We start from the raw sequence: 18259 nt of genomic DNA, 5'->3' as shown, positions 1-18259 counted from the left end.
TAAGCGGTCTTGTGAGATTACGTAGGTATTAGTAACCGTAAGAAGAATTCATCAGTTCTTCGAGCTCTTGCATTGTAATCACGTTATCACCAGTTGGAATGTTGATTTTAAACGCTGGTTTTTCGTTGATTTTAGTGTACGTATTCGAACCTGTGAAAGCCAATTTAACTTCATCCTTGGTGTCCGGTTGTTTGATCAACAGATCAGCATCCATTTTTTGATAAACGGGGAAGTCTTGTTTATCCAAGGCAAAGTCAATGTTGAATTTATTGATTGTGAGCGTTTCTTTCAATTTATCCAGATCTTTGGACATTTCAGCTTGATCAGCCTCAGTGATATTCAGATCTTCCTTCGCTCTATCAATATCTTCTTGGCTCAATTGCAGCATTTCGCGGTATTCCTCTTTGGACACGATGTCCATTACTTTAGGCAATGCTTTCGTTACCAGTACAGTAACAGCTTCTTTTACATTGTCATTCGTAACTGAGAATTGCACGACTTGTTTAGCATCTACTTCTTCAGGAAGTGCTGCATCTTTCACAGCAATGTTTTTGAAGAATTTCTCTTGATCATATTCGCCCAATACCGCATCCATCACTTCGTTGCTGAGCTTCTGTGTTTTTGCAGCATCCATAGCTTGCGGATTGAACTCAGTTCCTTCTTGTTCAGCCAGTTCCTTCAGGTCGATCTCCACAAATTTGTTAACGATCGTTTCTGGAATAGGGAAGAATGGAACATTTGGTACCTTAACATAGAGCTTCTCTGCTGTCATAACCATTGGGATATTGAACGTCATGCCCATATCACCTTTGAGCTCAATGCCAAGCGTCATTTCCGTTTGCATAGGCTCACTTTGGTAAACGCCTGTCACGTTCAACTGAGCGTCTTTCAGCATACTCATAAACTGGGTCATGGTTGGATCACCTTGTGACTCTGCTCCAGGTTTATAGCTCAGATCATTAATTGTAAAGTTGGAACTCATTTCATACGAAGTTAGTTTAGAAGCATTGGACGCAGCCGTCTTCAAAGCCTCTTTTGGTTCTTGCTTCGTACCACATGCTGTTAATGCCATAGACACGGTCAACAACATTGTAAGTAGAAGTGCCCCCATGCGTTTCTTCATTTGTTTCTCTCCTCTCGTGATAACCCCAAAAAAATAATTCAACATCAATGATATACCATTTATTCTGAAACGGAAACACGATTTGGGAAATTTGTGATCTTTCTTCTGCAAATTGGCTACAAAGACCTATGTCAGATTTCAATGGTAACGGTTCACAACGTCTATATATGTACGAATACGCAAAAAAATCCGGCTTTACCCACCGGACTTTTTGGTATTCTGTTCATTTATCAAGTAGTACAGACTCTATTTTACTTACAGCATGTTTAACCCTCAGGGTTCAAGTGATCAACATGATTTTGGTTTTTCACCTTTTTGGAACCCGATAATGGCTCTTGCATGGAAGATCCCTTAGAAGGTTGTCTATGCTGTTTAGACGGTTGTGCTTCAGGTACAGGGACAGCTTTAGGTTTGCTCATGGTGTTCTGTTCCCCCTTTTATAATTAGGAATGAGATGGATTCATGTCTTCCGTTTTATCATGATTCAGTGAATCTTGATGTCGACGGTCATTCACGTCCTGCTGAATTTGCTGCGCATGGTGGCTGTTGACAGCCGTTTGCTCAAGGTCTGCAGCTACGTTTTGTAGATTTTTGTCCACTCCCGCTTTGGCTTTGCTCACTCGAATCACTCCTTCCCCATTTAGGGTTATGGTCTGGTTCTAGATTGTAACGATTGAGCGCATTCATGAATGTGCCGAGTGTAGTCGTGAGCAAGCTCCTGAATCGGCTCTGTTCGCTCATCCGTTGACTGTCCATCCCGTTCGACATCGACTAATTGCACGTCGACCTCCCGGGAATCTACATAAGCACATTTGAAGTCAAAAGAGTACATTTGGTGCCCAGCAGTCGCAATGTGAATACGAATGGCCTGCTCATCGGCTTCGTCTGCCATAACTTGTGCTTGATCGCCAACATTCAGGACTTCGGGTAAACGCTCTTGCCAAGCGCCAACAAGCTCTGATTGATTGATGTTTAACTCGCGGTTCATCTTACCACCTCCACTTCTATAAAGTGCGGCGATGAAGATGTTTTTATGCATCTCGCTCCTGCTTGATTTCACATTTCCACATGAATCCATAGCAAACCTATTCAACCAGCAATAACAGCCTATAACCACTGCATATTTGGCCAACCCACAAGTTCATATTCAAGATGAAACTCAGAGTGACACGACCTATTCTGCACCAGCTACGACATGCTTAACGTTAACGGATCTGTACAGCCAGTTCCCTTTAATAAAATCAAAAAAGGACTTGAGCATCAGCTCAAATCCTTGTTATTAATGTAGTATGGCGGAGAGGGTGGGATTCGAACCCACGTGGAGTTGCCCCCTAACGGTTTTCAAGACCGCCCCTAGTTGTGATAAGCCACCAAGCCTTAGCATGATTGAGTTTATGGCACTTTATTGTTGAATCGCTACAGCGGTCTGAGTTAAAAAGCTTCTTTGAATATGTGACCGTCAGATAGCTTGATTTTATTGGTTTATATAGTATAAATCAATATCTCCTCGTCTTTTTACGAATTATGCATTATTTTTCAAGTATAGAGACATACTACATACTGATTTCTAAGCATTATCAATGAAACCAATACTTGCACCATCTGTGCCGCTTGAGTTGAAATGTTTAACAACGTATTGCTGAATCATAAGCTCACCTTTTGCATCTGCTGGTAAGTCATTATCTACAATAATAATCTGGTGACTTTTCTGTTTCTTAAGCATACTTTCAGATATCTTGGCTATATGCTTATACAAGTTAATATATTTTGTAGGGTCATCCAAACCTTCTAATGCATCATCTGCGTTACTGACTTCTAAATCATTATCTCGCTTAGTTTTGCCTAAATATTTACCAATAGTATCTATCATTATAAATGATGGATAATTTGTAGCATTGCTTAGACTATGTTGTAGAAGGCTAAAATAATATCCTACAGAAACAAGCGTCCTTAAACCACCAGAAGTTAATTCAGCATAATTACGCTCTCTAACCACTGGCAAAAATGATTTACTGTTTATAGATATACCATGTGGATTTTTTATAGGTATATTTATTAAGAAATCACGTAAGTAATCTGCTAGGTTTGTTAGAACATCGTCAATAGAAGGCGCGGATGCTTTTAGTGCATCCAACTTCTCTAATAATATAGCAATTTGATTCTGCAATATTTCAGAATTAGATATTAGTTCATTTAACTGCTTTCTCATTTTTATTAGTTGCTCTATTTTATTAATCCGTTCCAAAACCCTAGCTTTCTCAGCTACAAATTCATCCCTTTGAGTAATAAATGGAGCAACAAAATTCTCAGTATTAATATCCAGCATTTCTCTCGCTTTTTCAAGATTCTCTAAAAGGCGTTGTTCCTCGCTTTCAAGGTGAATAATATTGTTTCGCTCTTCTTCAATCAGTGTATCAATTTCTTTCAATCTATTTTTTAGGCTATTAACTTCTGCTTTAACAGTTTCAACTGGATTAGATTCAAAATTTAAAGCTAATTTAGCATATCCAATTCTACTATTACAGACTGGACAATCAACCTCTTCATGCTTATCAGGTAATTTTTTTATTACCGCTAGCGATGAACTTAACTTCTCTATATCTTGCTTGTAGTCCTTTTTTAAGCGGATATGTTGTTCCATTTGCCCTAGCTTAAGTGATTTATTTGTCTTATACTTTGTATTTTCACTTTCTAAATGAACAATGAGTTTTCTTAAATCATCAAAATATGAACTATCGGAACGCATACGCTGAGTAATTGAGGCAAGTTCCATCTCGATTAATTCCAATTCGTCTCTAACCATAGTTAGTTCTTCATTCAGTAAATCAAGTGAATCAATTTGAGTGTCTCTAAAAAAAGAGGCTATTACGTCATGTTTTTCTATTAATTTATTTTTCTCCGACGTTTTTTCACTTATTTGCCCTTGTAAGTCAGTAATTTGACTGTCTAATAGATTGTAAATAAATTTGAACACTTCTTTATTTTTAGTGAAAACCACTGGGCTGTTACTGTCGAGTATATTTCGACTGCCGACATCATCTTGGTCAAGGTAACAATACTTAAATATATCTCTGAAACTTAAACGAGTTAAATCTGAATCTGCCTTAGTGGGCGATTGCTTGATTTTTACCAAAGGAATGTTCAATGCATTAAGAAGAAAATCTGAGAAGTATCCCGCTGGCCCCTCTTTCTTATAATTGGGACTGTATAGAGCCGGAAATAAATCGCTAATGTTTTCAATGCCTGTTGAGAACACTTCAATTAAATCCTCTGGTTTAAATATGTCTCTCTTTATAGTGTAAGTCTTGCCGTTTAGTTCTACTTCAAGCAATGCATATCTTCCATGTTTTTCTATTTCCTCATACATATAAATCTTCTTTGCCCCAAGCAAGTAATCAATCAAATTTAATATACTAGATTTACCAGAATCAGAATCACCATAAATAATATTGATACCTAACGAAAAAGTAACTACATAATCTTTTTCATGACCTTTCAAAATTAATTTATTTATAACGAGTTTAGGAGAATCAGTGTATGTATTCATATATCTACACTCCTAGAATAGGATTAATTAATCTTTTTAAATTCGAAGAAGGAATGGATGTAAGTTTGCTTATAACATCGCATAATTCTCTCACTCTATACAAGTAATCTGATTCAACTGCACTAATGAACTCTGTACCTTTTTCTGTAATTACATAAAAAAATTCATTCTTGTCTCTTTCAATCTTCACAAATTGATGAACTAATAATATTTGAAGTAACTCTTTAATAGATGAATAGTCTATTAAACTCTTTTTGTTTATATACTTGGTTCTAACTGAACCCTTTTCATTCTCTTGTAGATGGAAACGAGGTAACTTTGAATCTTTCTCAACTAACTCATGAAGGACAAACGGCTGTGTGACTAAAAATTCGTAAATAGCTATTTTATCCAAATTAAGAATAAACTTTTTTCTCTTCGTATAAGATAAACGGTCAAGAATCATTACAACGACTGCAACACGTAAGTTCAAATCTCTCTCTGGTATAATAAATGGGAGTTTATTCATCTGCCTTTGCCTCCCTGAAAGCTTTAATATCTTTGATAGAATTGTTTTGCGCCCACCATAAATCTTTGTCAAGGTCATTTGTCAACTGGTGTAACATGCCAGTTTTATGATAAGCGTTAATTAGCGGTAATGTAGTCTTTAAGAACTCTCTGTCTTTCTCAAGGATACTTTGATGAATATTGGTAACAAGCTCATTACTGTCCTTTAAATCTCCGCTAAGCAATTTCCCAAACTCAATTGAATATAAATATTCAATTTGCGAGTACAATGCACTAAGTTCCTCTAGACCAATTGATTGATGTACTAAAAGTTTCCGCATGTATTCAGCGTTAAAAAATGTAGATTTAGCATTGTATATTAATGTTTTATGTACATCCGCTACCATTAATTTCAAAACAAATAATTCATTGTCAAGCTGTCCCTCATCCTTAAAAGGCTTAACTAACATATTTGATTCCTTCTCCGCATTCGAAATAAAATCCAATAATTGTCTTTTTACTGCAACAAATATCAGACTGTCTGTCGAATCTGGTTTCGAAATCGAAAAATGGTCGTCGTTACAGGCAACTTTGTTAGATTCAGTAATTTCATATGCAATTGCACTTTCTTGCTTCACAACTTCATCAAATTGTCCGTAGAAATAAATAGTCTTAGGTAACTCAGACTGACTTTTAATCCATTGTTGATTAATACTATTTAGCGTACTACTTAAGGGCTGCAAATCAATCAGCTGTTTATGCTCTTTAAACAATAATTGACTGAAAGTGGCCCAGTCTACTCCATTATGAGGAACTGCTAATGAAAGAAACATTTTTACTTTACGTGATTCATGTGTATTACTAAGCAAAAATGATTTTGATACAAGCCCTCCCATACTATGTGCAACAATAATAATATTTTGATAGGGGGAGCAGTAAAACTCTACTACAGATTTCAAATGGTCGCCCAATTGAGTTATGCTTATATTCTTAGCAGTAGCGCTCTTACCCTTACTAAACATTCTAAATAATGACTTTGCAGAACTTCTTGCGGCATAAAAGTCGACCAACTCTGAATGATAATTAAAGTACATCAAATCAAAATTTTCTTGTATAACCTTGTCGGCCAACAACATTTCTGGAAACGATGAAGAGTTAGTTTTCCAGGTGTCACTATCTCCAGTAAAACCATGCACAAACACAACCACGTTTTTATTATTATTCTGGTGTACGTATTTAATCGGTAACATAGACCCCTCCGAAGGTAACTGTTGACTGTTGTTAGCTTTATATGAACCAAGCTACCACTAATACATTTATACCATATTATAACACACATAACCTGTCGTAATATTTACAATCTTCAGAAAGAAACATGCCGATTACTACTGATAATATACCTTATCTGAAGTGGGGGAGGGGGATATTCGCCGGAACGGAATCAGAACGAGGAAGTTAGGGCTACGCAGGGTCACACACAAAAACTCCGGTTTACCAAGCGCACTTTAGTTAGATGAAGTATAGGTCATGATTATGTATCCATCGGTTCCAACGACAAAATTCTGCTAAGCAACATTTTGGTTGGCAATATTCTGACAAGCCCATAACATCCCTTTATCTGAATCTTAGCGCCGCCACTATAGGAATGATTACGTAAGCGCTTAGATTTGGACGACGACTTGCATAAGTTATATATTTTATCCATTGGCAAGTAGAGTATAATTTTGATTTTAATACGTCATATTGTTCACTCCTCTGCCAATGCATATTTGATTTTAAACATGCGGAATATATTTCATTCCAGTTCAGGCGGCAAGTACCTAACCATTTAACTAAGATGACTGGGTACTTCAATCATATATATGTTATATCATTATCTCAGCTATATATTCTTTGCTAATGCCTATAATTTGAATCGTCAACAGGGACATCTTGAATAAGATTGATTGACGATTGCTTGCTTTGCTTCGCGGTAAACGGATTATTTTGGGTAATAAACAACCTATCACCTTTGCCTATAGTTATAGCCTTAATAATTATATATATCTTCTAAGATAAGAGAGATACTACTTTTGGGAAATCCCTGAAACCCTTATGGCTCTAAGGCTGAGACCACTTTAAAGTTTGCAAAAATACCCCTCGGTTGTTCAATATCCCTGCAAAAATACCCCTCGATTGAGATTGCATTTTCCTCTTATAAAATTTGTGAATATCACTTTCCGGTACATGTTACAGGAACAGCGCATTAATTACGGCTCTGTTCCGTCAAAGTAAAGTCTGCTTTCACTAGTTCTGATGCAATACCTCGATAGAATAATGATGGATTGACTTTGTAAACACTGTTCTTCCCAGCCTTAAACGAGCCAAAAACATGCTCGCCAGACAGCTTAATTCTAAGATGTTCCTTGACATTCTTTTCATCCATACCAGTGATTTCTACTACATCCCTTAGAGATAATGCTTCTGCACTGGATAAATCCTTTTCGTAGGGATGCCTTACAAGGTGATTACTTTCAAAGTGCATATATGGGAGTATGCGATATAAGAAACCAATATCAGCGGGCTTTATATCCTGCTGACAGTACAGTTCATGCATAGCTTCAATGAAAATCTTGACTAGCTTGTTCTCTTTGCTTGTTCCCCTTAGGCAATAGGCTTTACTGATGTAAAGCGCTTCATATTCTTTCTTAAATAAAGAAATCCTTTGACTTTGTATTAAGCCTAGTTCCATGAACTTTCTGAGCAAGTTGGAATATGTTCTCTTATCTCTTATCCTTAGTACTTCCGCTAGTCCCTTCTCCGTCATAGGTATTCTTGCATCTAACGACATTTTTAACATGTTGTCATATCCTATATATGATTGAAGCACCAAGAAATACCCCAACTCCTTTGTACTCAACCTTCCCATTGTCGCTACTTGTCTTGCCCCTTCCATATTCACCATTGTAAATGGATTTTCCGTCCTGTTCCTGTAAGTCTCCAGCTTCCCCCTCCTTCTAGCCGCTTCCAGCATTTCAGGGGTTATTACTATGCAATCGGTTCGTTCTTCCCCATTCCCATCTATTACTCTATTAACTCTACTTCTCTTTAATCTTTTGTCTGCTTCTTCAAGAAGCCTATGCGCCATACTCATTCTTTTCCCACTCCTGTCGCCATAACTTTGTTAGATTCAATCCATTTAGCCACTTCAGCAAGCTGATACCTGACCATGTTGTATGATAATTTGACAGAAGGTAATCCCTCATGTTTCCATCTGCATAGCGTACGCTTTGAAATGCTATACTTGTCACACACTACATTTGAACTCACTAAACTTTCCATTACCACTTCTCCTTTTATTAAACTACTATAATAGTGCCTTGATTCTGACCTAATATGCCTTATTCGGACACATCTATATATTTAAGAAAACATTCTCAAAATCCCCACATAGTCGAGAGAGAAGCGGGGACAAAGAAAAGACGACCTCCGCATTGAAAAGTCGTCTCTACAATCAAATATTAGATTTTAAGGAGAAGTATAATTTTCTATTTCATACTGAAGTTTAATCGGCCAGAAAGATAAATATTAGCCCTGCTTGTCCTGACAATTCTTAATAAATTCAACGAGCCCTTCTTTTGTACCAGTTCCTAGTGCTACACTATCTAATTTGCTAACTAATTCGTAATCAGCATTAAATCGCCCTTCACATGTGTAAGGCTCTAAGATTATATCTTTGAGTATGATAGTCAAATCGTCTAATTTTGTACGAGCCTTTTCAGCATACTGAAAATACTCACCAACCATCTCCAGTAACCTCAAGGCTTTTTCATCTTTGATAATGTGCTCTAACGGCTTTATAGAACTCATAACCCTCACTCCTATTAATCATGTTTGTTGTTCCGAAACTTTCTCAATCTTCTCGTCTTTTCTTCTCATTTGACGACTTCATTTGTTCTGCCGTCAGTTTCTTAATAGGTTTTGGTTTAGAATATTTCCTTAAAGTCTTTATCCTTCTGTATTCCTCAATTCCAATGATTTTGCTCACTTGCTTCAATCGTAATCCTCCTCAAAGTTATTTCTTAAACTTTTGCTCAATCAGATACAGGATGGCACCAAATAGCATTCCGATTACAAACCAATAAGTTTTTAGAAATTCTTTAATTCCATTCCCTAAATCAGCATCAATATGGTTAAGAATACTGATTGAAAACATATCGAAACACCCCCCTTATTTTTCGTAAGGGGGGTAGTGAAGTTATATTATAAGTTGTATTACAAGTGGTATTCCCTCCCATATTTTATCACAAAAATAACGCTAATGTTAGCCTACATAGTGCTCATCATCTTATCTACAGCATCGCTTACATACTTTTCTGAAAATGCCCAGAAGTTCAGGCGGTAATCACACCATCTTCCCAGCCATACCTTAGTCCGTAAGCACCGCTCAGTCCCCTCTGTTCATAAACTTCTCGTATTGCTCACGAACATCAGCAACATCCTGATTAACATAACGGTTGACCATTTCCATTGATGAATGTCCGAGCAATCGTCGTAATGAAAAAGGGTCACCTGTTGCCTTTATATAACGAGTAGCAAATGTATGGCGGAATGTGTGAGGGCTTATACGAACCCCCGTAATCTTTGCCTTCTTCCCGATGTAGCTAATACATCTTGTTGCCCAATTCTTATCTAATGGCTGACCATATTCATTTAGAAATAAGTTTGGAGCTTGTCCGTTCATCTCATGCCAAGCAAGGTAAATAACCAATAGCTCTTGGGTTCTTACTCCAAAGTATACTGTCCGTGCTTTTCTAGTTTTAGCTGATTCTGCACGTACGGAAGCAGAACGATTCTGTAAATCAACTTCCTCTACAAATATTCTCATGCACTCCCCAATACGCACCCCAGTATCAAGAAGAAAAGACATCAATAATGCATCACGCAGTCCCAAGAAGGTAGTCAATTCACAGCAATTGAAGAGCTTTCTTTCCTGTGCCTTTGAAATCACTTGGAAATCTTCTTCAGGTACCTTCAATAACTCAACATTTTCAAATGGAGATTCTTTTATGATTCTTTCACTTATAGCCCAATTGAACATTGCCTTAACTGTACGTAATCTAATATTTATTGTTGAAGGCTTTAGCTTTTGTACCGTCAACATAGATGAAATCCATACACGGATGACATCACGATTAGGTACAAAGTTATCAAGACCGCTGTACTCATTGGCCAAGAAACGCCGAAACCAGTTTATATGCTTCCTGTAGTCTTCTAAGGTACGTTCTGCCGCCCCTGCCGCTTGCCGTGCGGAGTAGTAACGGTTAAATAGCTTGTCCAGTGTCAATGTCTCAGGGCGAGGTTTCTCGTCTTCTTGAAGTGTAGAGCGGGACGTTTCCAAGACCGAAGGAGTAAGGCGGTCTAATAACCGCTGAGGAATGTCTAAATTATTCTTCCTTTGTCCGCGCTTATGCGGTGTTTTTCCATTGCTTGAACTCATATTTAATACCTCCCGTTAGAATTGTCTCTAACGGTCACGAACACAAAAAAACGCACCAGACCGCTGTTCAACAGTCTAGTGCGTTTCAATCATAATCACCGCAAATCCTTATACGGTGTGTCATTTTAAGTTATGGCGGAGAGGGTGGGATTCGAACCCACGTGGAGTTGCCCCCTAACGGTTTTCAAGACCGCCCCGTTATGACCGCTTCGGTACCTCTCCAGGGAAAATATTTTATAAACTTGCCACGAGAGATATCATACCATAATGTTAGGCATTATAGCAAGCTTTTTAAACAATATTTTTAAAATTTATTTTAAATTCAATTTATATCCTTGATCTGCTTCAAATTAGAGCCAGGCTCTCGTTCGTTTAAAAATAGAACCCGCCATCCTCTCGATGACGGGTTCATTATTATTCGTGATTTCGATCTGATCCCACGCTTTAGAATATATAACATTCCAGGTTCTATGCACGACGTGTAATGACACTGGTTCCACCCATATAAGGACGAAGAATCTCTGGAATCACGACTGTGCCATCTTCCTGTTGGTAGTTTTCCAAGATCGCAGCAACTGTACGTCCAACAGCAAGACCTGAACCGTTCAGTGTGTGCACAAATTCCGGCTTCGCTTTTGGTTCTCTACGAAAACGAATATTAGCCCGACGTGCTTGGAAATCCTCACAGTTAGAACATGAAGAAATCTCACGATATGTGTCACTTTCCGGCAACCATACTTCAATATCATAAGTTTTAGCTGATGTGAATCCCATATCGGCTGTACATAGCGTAAGAACACGGTATGGAAGTTCCAACAATTGCAGCACACGCTCTGCATTTTGTGTCATTTTCTCCAATTCCTCATAAGAAGTTTCTGGAGAAGAGAGTTTTAGCAATTCTACTTTATTGAACTGATGCTGGCGAATCAGACCACGCGTATCGCGCCCAGCTGAACCTGCTTCTGAACGGAAACATGAGCTGTATGCCACAAAATGTTTCGGCAGATCCTCCATATTCAGAATCTCTTCGCGATGATAGTTCGTTACCGGAACTTCGGCAGTTGGAATCAGGTAATACTCTGTATCTTTCAGCTTGAACAAGTCTTCTTCAAACTTAGGCAGTTGTCCTGTACCAAACAGACTATCCCGGTTCACGATATAAGGAGGCAGAATCTCTTCATAACCATGTTGATCACTGTGCAGATCCATCATGAAGTTAATCAGAGCTCGTTCCAGACGAGCACCAAGTCCTTTGTAAAACGTAAAACGGGAACCTGTTACCTTAGCGGCTGCTTCAAAATCAAGGATATCGAGATCCTGAGCAATTTCCCAGTGCGCTTTTGGTGTGAAAGAAAATGATTTCGGCTCTGCGTAGCGGCGAACCTCAACATTGTCCTCTTCGGAAGCTCCAACAGGTACACTCTCATTCGGAATGTTTGGGATCGCCATTGTCAGCTCATTAATCTTCGCTTCCAACTCACGAACTTCTTCATCCATTGCTTTGATTCGATCGGAAACCTCACGCATCTCGACGATGAGATCGTCTGCGTTCTCCCGATTTTTCTTCAGGCGTGCTACTTCTCCTGATACTGTATTCCGACGACCTTTTAACGTTTCATTCTCTTGCAGCAACTCTCTGCGTTTAGTATCCATTTCAGTAAATCCAGCAATGAGATCCAGTGACTTGCCGCGATTCGTTAATGCTTCTTCTACACGTGCGTACTCATTCCGCAATATCTTCACATCAAGCATCGATTACCCCTCCTAATAGCCCCACAAATGTAGATTCTGATATGTAGATCAGTCATGCCTTTGTGAGCCTGTATCTTTCATCATTCGTTAACACTAAAAACAACCCATGAACCTCGGAAGACACCCTATGCTGCGATTCCCGCTTTGGAAGCAGATACGGGCAACATCAGGCATCCGATTAGATGCAACCCCTACAGCCACTCTCTGGAGTGATTGTAGGAGCGATCTGTTTCCGGGCAATCATAGGTTGTTCATCGTTGCTATAGATTCTGCACAGACGCTTTATATGACCGAGCCATGTCTACAAAGTAAGCATGCAAGCGGTAGTCGTCCGTCAATTCAGGATGGTAAGAACAAGCCAGCAAATGACCCTGACGTGCTGTTACAATTTCATCCTTGTATGTGGAAAGAACCTCAACCTGTTCTCCTACACTTTCAATTAAAGGAGCCCGAATGAATACAGCCCTCACCGTTTCTTCAATTCCCTTGACTGGCAAATCTGTCTCAAAGCTTTCTCTCTGCCGTCCAAAAGCATTACGGGATACAGTCATATCCATCAGTTCCAAATGAGCCTCTTCCTGACCTGCAATATACTTAGCCATTACAATCAACCCTGCGCAAGTACCAAAAACCGGTTTACCTGCTGCAGCAAAATCACGAATAGCTTCCATAAAGCCATATTTACGCATCAGTTTACCAATTGTAGTGCTCTCACCACCAGGAAGAATCAACCCATCCAACTCATCCAGTTGCTCGATGTTTTTGATGGCAACTCCCTCTGCCCCAGCTTGCTCAACACTACGGATATGCTCCGTTACTGCGCCCTGAAGTGCTAAAACGCCGATCTTCATCTGCAATTCCCCTTCTCTTACCAGCCGCGATCCTGCATACGCTCAGAAGGCGAAAGCTTGGAAATCTCGATACCTTTCATTGGTGCTCCGAGGTTTTTGGAAACTTCAGCAATCAGTTTGTAATCCGTATAGTGCGTTGTTGCTTCTACGATGGCACGAGCGAATTTCTCAGGGCTGTCCGATTTAAAAATCCCTGAACCTACGAATACGCCATCAGCTCCCAGGTGCATCATAAGCGCTGCATCCGCAGGAGTAGCTACACCACCCGCTGCAAAGTTAACTACAGGCAGCTTACCATTCTCATGTACGTCAAGCAGCAGCTCATAGGCAACACCCAGGTTTTTCGCTTCAGCATACAACTCATCCTTGGACATATTCGTAACTTTGCGAATCTGGCTGTTAATGAAACGCATATGACGAACAGCTTCAACGATATTTCCTGTTCCCGGTTCACCTTTCGTACGAATCATGGAAGCTCCTTCACCAATACGGCGCAATGCTTCCCCAAGGTCTTTAGCTCCACATACAAACGGTACAGTGAACTCATGCTTATCAATATGGAATACTTCATCCGCAGGAGTTAGCACTTCACTCTCATCCAGATAGTCTACCCCGAGTGATTCTAGAACTTTGGCTTCAACATAGTGTCCAATCCGAGCTTTTGCCATGACTGGAATAGTTACAACTTTCATCACTTCTTCGACAATTGTTGGATCCGCCATACGAGCCACTCCACCAGCCGCACGAATATCAGAAGGAACACGTTCTAAAGCCATAACCGCCGTAGCACCTGCTGCTTCAGCGATTTTAGCTTGCTCTGCATTCATAACGTCCATGATGACGCCACCTTTTTGCATTTCAGCCATACCTCTTTTAACGCGCGATGTTCCTGTTTCCATATTCCAAGCCCCCCGTAATGTATGTGCTGCTCTTACCCCTATGGTGAATGTGAATTCACCATACTAGGGCAGAAGAACATTTAGACTTTTTACTGATTCATACGTAGAATTCTAACTTGATATTTTACCGGAAAAATTGTAAATATACAATGCATCCAGTCGGAATTAATTGCAATTTGTCATGGTTAAGAAGATAACCTTCAGTTCAGGCATAAACTAGAACAAGTTTTTGATTCCATCGAATAGATCAACGAAGAAATCCTTCACAGCACGGAAGAATAGACGGAACCAGCCGCCCTTCTCCGCTTCTTCTGCGGTAATGAGATTCACCGTTTTCTCCTGAGGTTCAATGCCGTCCGCTTTGTAGCTATACGTTACCGTTCCGACTTTAGTCCCTGCTTTAATTGGAGCAACTAGCTTGTCTGCTTCGGTGATGTTCGCTTTAAACGTCACATCCAGGTTTTGTGTTCCTTTAGGAACAACAAAACTTACAGCATTGTCTGTAACAACAGGAACCGTTGTTTCTGCACCTTTTTTTAGAGGCACAGATTCCCAACCGGTCACTTTTGTTTTAGCAGCAACAGCCTGTTTAACTTCGAAGTTGTTAAATCCGAAATCCAGTACCTTCTTCGTTTCCTTGAAACGTGCAGATTCTGAAGTTGTACCCATAACTACACTGATCAGACGCATACCATCACGCTCAGCTGTACCCGTGAAGTTGTTTCCTGCGTTTGTGGTGTGGCCTGTTTTCATTCCATCCAGACCTTCATAAGCATAGCTTTTGAAATTGGTTATATTTTTATTCTCTTCCAACATCCAGTTATAGTTGATAATTGGTGCTTTATCATTTGGACGGAATTTATAGGATTGTATTGTAGTGAATTCTTTGTAGTCCGGATGATCCATAATTATATATCTACATAGAATCGCCGCATCAATTGCTGACATCATGGTTTCTTTATCTTCATCCGGGCGGAATTTTGCAGGCATATCGGCACGGTCAAGGCCTGACGAGTTAATGAAAAAGGTATCTTTCATGCCCATCCGTTTTGCTTCTTCATTCATCATTTTGACAAATGCTTCTTCGGAGCCGGCAACGTGTTCAGCCAAAGCAACGGTAGCATCGTTGGCCGATCCAACTGCCATCGCGATATAGAGCTCTTTGACAGTATGCTGATCCCCTTCTGCCAGAAAGATGCGCGAGCCAATGCTTTTCGCTGCGTTCTCTTTAACAGTAACAACATCATCCCAACTAAGTCTGCCTTGCTTCACTTCTTCAGCCACAATATACTCTGTCATCATCTTAGTCATACTTGCAGGAGGTTTTGCTTCATCTGCATTTACAGAGAGAAGAACCTGACCCGTTGATGCTTCCATTAGTACAGCATTCTTAACTTCGAGCCCTAGGTCATCGACGCCCGGGATCTTAACTGTTTTTTCGGTTTTTGTCGTCGTTGCTGCTGCCGTAAGGACTTGTCCTGAATCGTTTGCCGCAGCCATGACAGGCATTACCGCAGACAGGCATAGCATATTAATCAGCATCACCGAGGCAACGCTTTTTTTAAGCATTTGGCGTTTCTTTTTGTTCATTGTTTTGACTTTCAAGATGAATACTCCCTTCAAATCCGAAGCTTTCCGTTTTATGCTTCAGTGCAGCTTAAGCTGCGATATTTTCTTAGTCCCCGTCATGTGTTAAATCCATGTGTAACGTTGTTTTAATGCGCTATATCGAATGAGCATGTAATTGCCCTGAATTTCAATATTGACTGTCATTTCATCAGCATGAACTCTCATGTTTATGTAGATGGTCGTCCGCGCTTCTATTTAGCGGGTCAACCTATGTATGCTCACCAACCGGATCAGGTGTCATTTCCATAGATTCACGTCAAAAAATCGCCGCAACGCCCTAATCCATTAAAGAATCGTCACCGCTTGTTCTATTCTATCACAGGGGTATCCGCAAAAAAAGACAGACCCGGCGAAAATCGCCAAGCCTGTCTTGGAAATAGTTAACTCTCTTCCGATTACAACGAGTAGTTAGGTGCTTCTTTTGTAATCTGTACATCATGTGGGTGACTCTCCCGCAACCCTGCACCGGTAATGCGGATGAAATGTGTATCATTACGAAGATGATCCAAGCTGCTTGTTCCACAGTAACCCATACCAGAACGCAGACCACCAATCAGTTGATGAATTGTATCAGACAAAGGACCTTTGTATGCTACACGACCCTCGATTCCTTCCGGAACAAGTTTCTTATCATCATCTTGGAAGTAACGATCCTTACTTCCTTGTTTCATCGCACTCATTGAACCCATACCACGGTATACCTTGAAGCGACGTCCCTGATAGATCTCAGATTCGCCTGGGCTTTCTTCTGTACCTGCAAACAAGCTTCCCAGCATAACGGCATGAGCGCCTGCTGCAAGAGCCTTCGTGATTTCACCGGAGTACTTAATACCACCATCGGCAATAATCGGAATTCCATACTCACGTGCTACAGTCGCACAATCGTATACAGCTGTTACCTGAGGAACGCCGATCCCTGCGATAACACGAGTTGTACAAATAGAACCAGGTCCGATACCTACTTTTACTACAGAAGCACCTGCTTCAATGAGATCACGTGTTGCTTCACCAGTTGCTACGTTACCTGCAACAATCGTAAGGTTCGGGAAACGCTCGCGCAGTTGACGGACTGCATCAATGATGTTGATGTGATGACCGTGAGCAGAGTCTACAGTGATTAGATCAACGCCTGCTTGTACGAGTGCATCAGCACGTTCAAATGTGTCTTTTGAAATACCAATTGCCGCACCTACCAAGAGACGACCTTGTGCATCTTTGGCTGCATTCGGGAATTGAATTGCTTTTTCAATATCTTTAATTGTAATGAGACCCTTCAATGTGTTGGACTCATCTACCAATGGAAGCTTCTCGATTTTATGCTTCTGCAGAATACCTTCCGCTTCTTGCAGCGTCGTGCCTACAGGAGCAGTTACCAGGTTCTCACGAGTCATTACTTCGCTGATTTTAATGCCGTAGTCGTGAATGAAGCGTAAGTCACGGTTAGTCAGAATGCCGACTAGCTTCTGTTCACCCTCAACGATAGGTACACCGGAGATACGGTACTTCGCCATAACAGCTTCTGCATCAGATACCAAGTGTTCTGCTGTCAATGAGAATGGGTTCGTAATAACGCCGCTTTCCGAGCGTTTAACACGATCCACTTCCTCCGCTTGTTGCTCGACAGACATATTTTTATGAATAATCCCGATGCCGCCTTCACGAGCAATAGCGATTGCCAATGTTGCTTCTGTCACGGTATCCATACCCGCACTGATCAATGGAATATTCAGTTTTACACTATCGCTCAAACGTACAGATACATCTACTTCTTTAGGTAGTGTCTCGGATTTCCGTGGCACCAGCAATACATCGTCGAAGGTCAAGCCTTCCTTACCAAATTTATCTTCCCACACGCGGGTGTTCCTCCTTATGTTTGCTCAGCTTTACGGTCCAAAACCCGAAGATCCTAGGCTGTATTTTACGCCGAAAATGCGTTTTCTGAAAAATTTATTATTGCCATCTTAGCAAAGCGATATTTAGCCTGTCAAGGGAAAGTGACTGGTTATATCAGGTGTACTGCCTGATGCATACAAGTGTATTTCTTGTGTGGACAAAGTGTAGATATGACAAAAAGACCATTCAATCTTAAATGGCGATATCATAGAAAATATAGGCGTGATCTGAGTACATCATTATGCTTATTAATGGGTTGTAAACAAATAAAAACCACCACCGAATAACATCGGCAGTGGTTCTTTGCTTGGCGGCGTCCTACTCTCCCAGAACCCTGCGGTCCAAGTACCATCGGCGCTAGAGGGCTTAACGGTCGTGTTCGGGATGGGTACGTGTGGAACCCCTCCGCTATCGCCACCAAACGCATAGCTTAGCTTACATTTCAGAGTGTTTGTTCTCTGAAAACTAGATTCGAAACGAAAGTCTGCGATGTAGAACTTGCAATTGGATAAGCCCTCGACCGATTAGTACTGGTCAGCTCCATGCATTACTGCACTTCCACCCCCAGCCTATCTACCTCGTCGTCTTCAAGGGGTCTTA

Annotated in this window: 18 protein-coding genes, 1 tRNA gene and 2 rRNA genes; all 21 read right to left on the bottom strand. The window is 40.3% G+C overall.

Features of this window, described 5'->3' with window-relative positions:
• Positions 1 to 28: 28 nt before the first annotated feature.
• A complete protein-coding gene (locus MH215_RS28370; RefSeq protein ID WP_239294223.1) occupies positions 29 to 1123 on the bottom strand; it encodes a hypothetical protein in 1095 nt (364 codons plus the stop codon).
• 266 nt (positions 1124 to 1389) lie between these two features.
• Positions 1390 to 1542, bottom strand: a complete 153-nt coding sequence (locus MH215_RS28365) for a small acid-soluble spore protein P (RefSeq protein ID WP_056698079.1) — start codon at positions 1540 to 1542, stop codon at positions 1390 to 1392.
• Positions 1543 to 1566: 24 nt separating this feature from the next.
• Positions 1567 to 1743: a hypothetical protein gene (locus MH215_RS28360; RefSeq protein WP_186381086.1), complete on the bottom strand. Its 177-nt coding sequence runs from the start codon at positions 1741 to 1743 to the stop codon at positions 1567 to 1569.
• 26 nt (positions 1744 to 1769) lie between these two features.
• Positions 1770 to 2111, bottom strand: a complete 342-nt coding sequence (locus MH215_RS28355; protein WP_239294222.1) for a hypothetical protein — start codon at positions 2109 to 2111, stop codon at positions 1770 to 1772.
• A 579-nt stretch (positions 2112 to 2690) separates the two neighbouring features.
• Complete coding sequence (locus MH215_RS28350; RefSeq protein ID WP_239294221.1) at positions 2691 to 4670, bottom strand: coiled-coil domain-containing protein; 1980 nt, start codon at positions 4668 to 4670, stop codon at positions 2691 to 2693.
• Between the two features lie 4 nt (positions 4671 to 4674).
• A complete protein-coding gene (locus tag MH215_RS28345) occupies positions 4675 to 5178 on the bottom strand; it encodes an ABC-three component system middle component 4 (protein WP_239294220.1) in 504 nt (167 codons plus the stop codon).
• A complete protein-coding gene (locus MH215_RS28340) occupies positions 5171 to 6406 on the bottom strand; it encodes an ABC-three component system protein (RefSeq protein ID WP_239294219.1) in 1236 nt (411 codons plus the stop codon). The genes MH215_RS28345 and MH215_RS28340 overlap by 8 nt, the downstream gene beginning before the upstream one ends.
• A 995-nt stretch (positions 6407 to 7401) precedes the next feature.
• A complete protein-coding gene (locus MH215_RS28335; RefSeq protein WP_239294218.1) occupies positions 7402 to 8289 on the bottom strand; it encodes a hypothetical protein in 888 nt (295 codons plus the stop codon).
• Positions 8286 to 8477: a helix-turn-helix transcriptional regulator gene (locus tag MH215_RS28330; protein WP_239294217.1), complete on the bottom strand. Its 192-nt coding sequence runs from the start codon at positions 8475 to 8477 to the stop codon at positions 8286 to 8288. The genes MH215_RS28335 and MH215_RS28330 overlap by 4 nt, the downstream gene beginning before the upstream one ends.
• Positions 8478 to 8723: 246 nt before the next feature.
• Positions 8724 to 9005, bottom strand: a complete 282-nt coding sequence (locus tag MH215_RS28325) for a hypothetical protein (RefSeq protein WP_239294216.1) — start codon at positions 9003 to 9005, stop codon at positions 8724 to 8726.
• 43 nt (positions 9006 to 9048) lie between these two features.
• Positions 9049 to 9192, bottom strand: coding sequence for a hypothetical protein (locus tag MH215_RS28320; RefSeq protein ID WP_239294215.1), 144 nt, complete (start codon positions 9190 to 9192; stop codon positions 9049 to 9051).
• 18 nt (positions 9193 to 9210) lie between these two features.
• Entirely contained in the window at positions 9211 to 9351 is a 141-nt protein-coding gene (locus MH215_RS28315; protein ID WP_239294214.1) for a hypothetical protein, read from the bottom strand.
• 231 nt (positions 9352 to 9582) lie between these two features.
• Positions 9583 to 10635 carry a tyrosine-type recombinase/integrase gene (locus MH215_RS28310; protein ID WP_239294213.1) on the bottom strand — a complete coding sequence of 351 codons (1053 nt, stop codon included), beginning with the start codon at positions 10633 to 10635 and terminating at the stop codon, positions 9583 to 9585.
• A gap of 133 nt (positions 10636 to 10768) precedes the next feature.
• Positions 10769 to 10857, bottom strand: a tRNA-Ser gene (locus MH215_RS28305).
• A 246-nt stretch (positions 10858 to 11103) separates the two neighbouring features.
• On the bottom strand, positions 11104 to 12387 hold the full coding sequence (serS, locus tag MH215_RS28300) for a serine--tRNA ligase (RefSeq protein ID WP_239294212.1): 1284 nt from the start codon (positions 12385 to 12387) through the stop codon (positions 11104 to 11106).
• A gap of 260 nt (positions 12388 to 12647) precedes the next feature.
• Positions 12648 to 13238, bottom strand: coding sequence for a pyridoxal 5'-phosphate synthase glutaminase subunit PdxT (gene pdxT, locus MH215_RS28295; RefSeq protein ID WP_239294211.1), 591 nt, complete (start codon positions 13236 to 13238; stop codon positions 12648 to 12650).
• Between the two features lie 17 nt (positions 13239 to 13255).
• A complete protein-coding gene (gene pdxS, locus MH215_RS28290) occupies positions 13256 to 14137 on the bottom strand; it encodes a pyridoxal 5'-phosphate synthase lyase subunit PdxS (RefSeq protein ID WP_056698065.1) in 882 nt (293 codons plus the stop codon).
• A gap of 216 nt (positions 14138 to 14353) precedes the next feature.
• Complete coding sequence (locus tag MH215_RS28285; RefSeq protein ID WP_239294240.1) at positions 14354 to 15727, bottom strand: D-alanyl-D-alanine carboxypeptidase family protein; 1374 nt, start codon at positions 15725 to 15727, stop codon at positions 14354 to 14356.
• A 434-nt stretch (positions 15728 to 16161) separates the two neighbouring features.
• Positions 16162 to 17619, bottom strand: coding sequence for an IMP dehydrogenase (gene guaB / locus MH215_RS28280; RefSeq protein ID WP_056698062.1), 1458 nt, complete (start codon positions 17617 to 17619; stop codon positions 16162 to 16164).
• A 345-nt stretch (positions 17620 to 17964) separates the two neighbouring features.
• Positions 17965 to 18081 (bottom strand): 5S ribosomal RNA (gene rrf / locus MH215_RS28275).
• A gap of 82 nt (positions 18082 to 18163) precedes the next feature.
• Positions 18164 to 18259, bottom strand: a 23S ribosomal RNA gene (locus MH215_RS28270); the annotation flags it as partial.

The organism is Paenibacillus sp. ACRSA (assembly GCF_022346845.1).
Lineage (GTDB): Bacteria > Bacillota > Bacilli > Paenibacillales > Paenibacillaceae > Paenibacillus.
The sequence above is the reverse complement of the archived record's forward strand: the minus strand, read 5'-3'. Positions and strand labels throughout refer to the sequence as shown.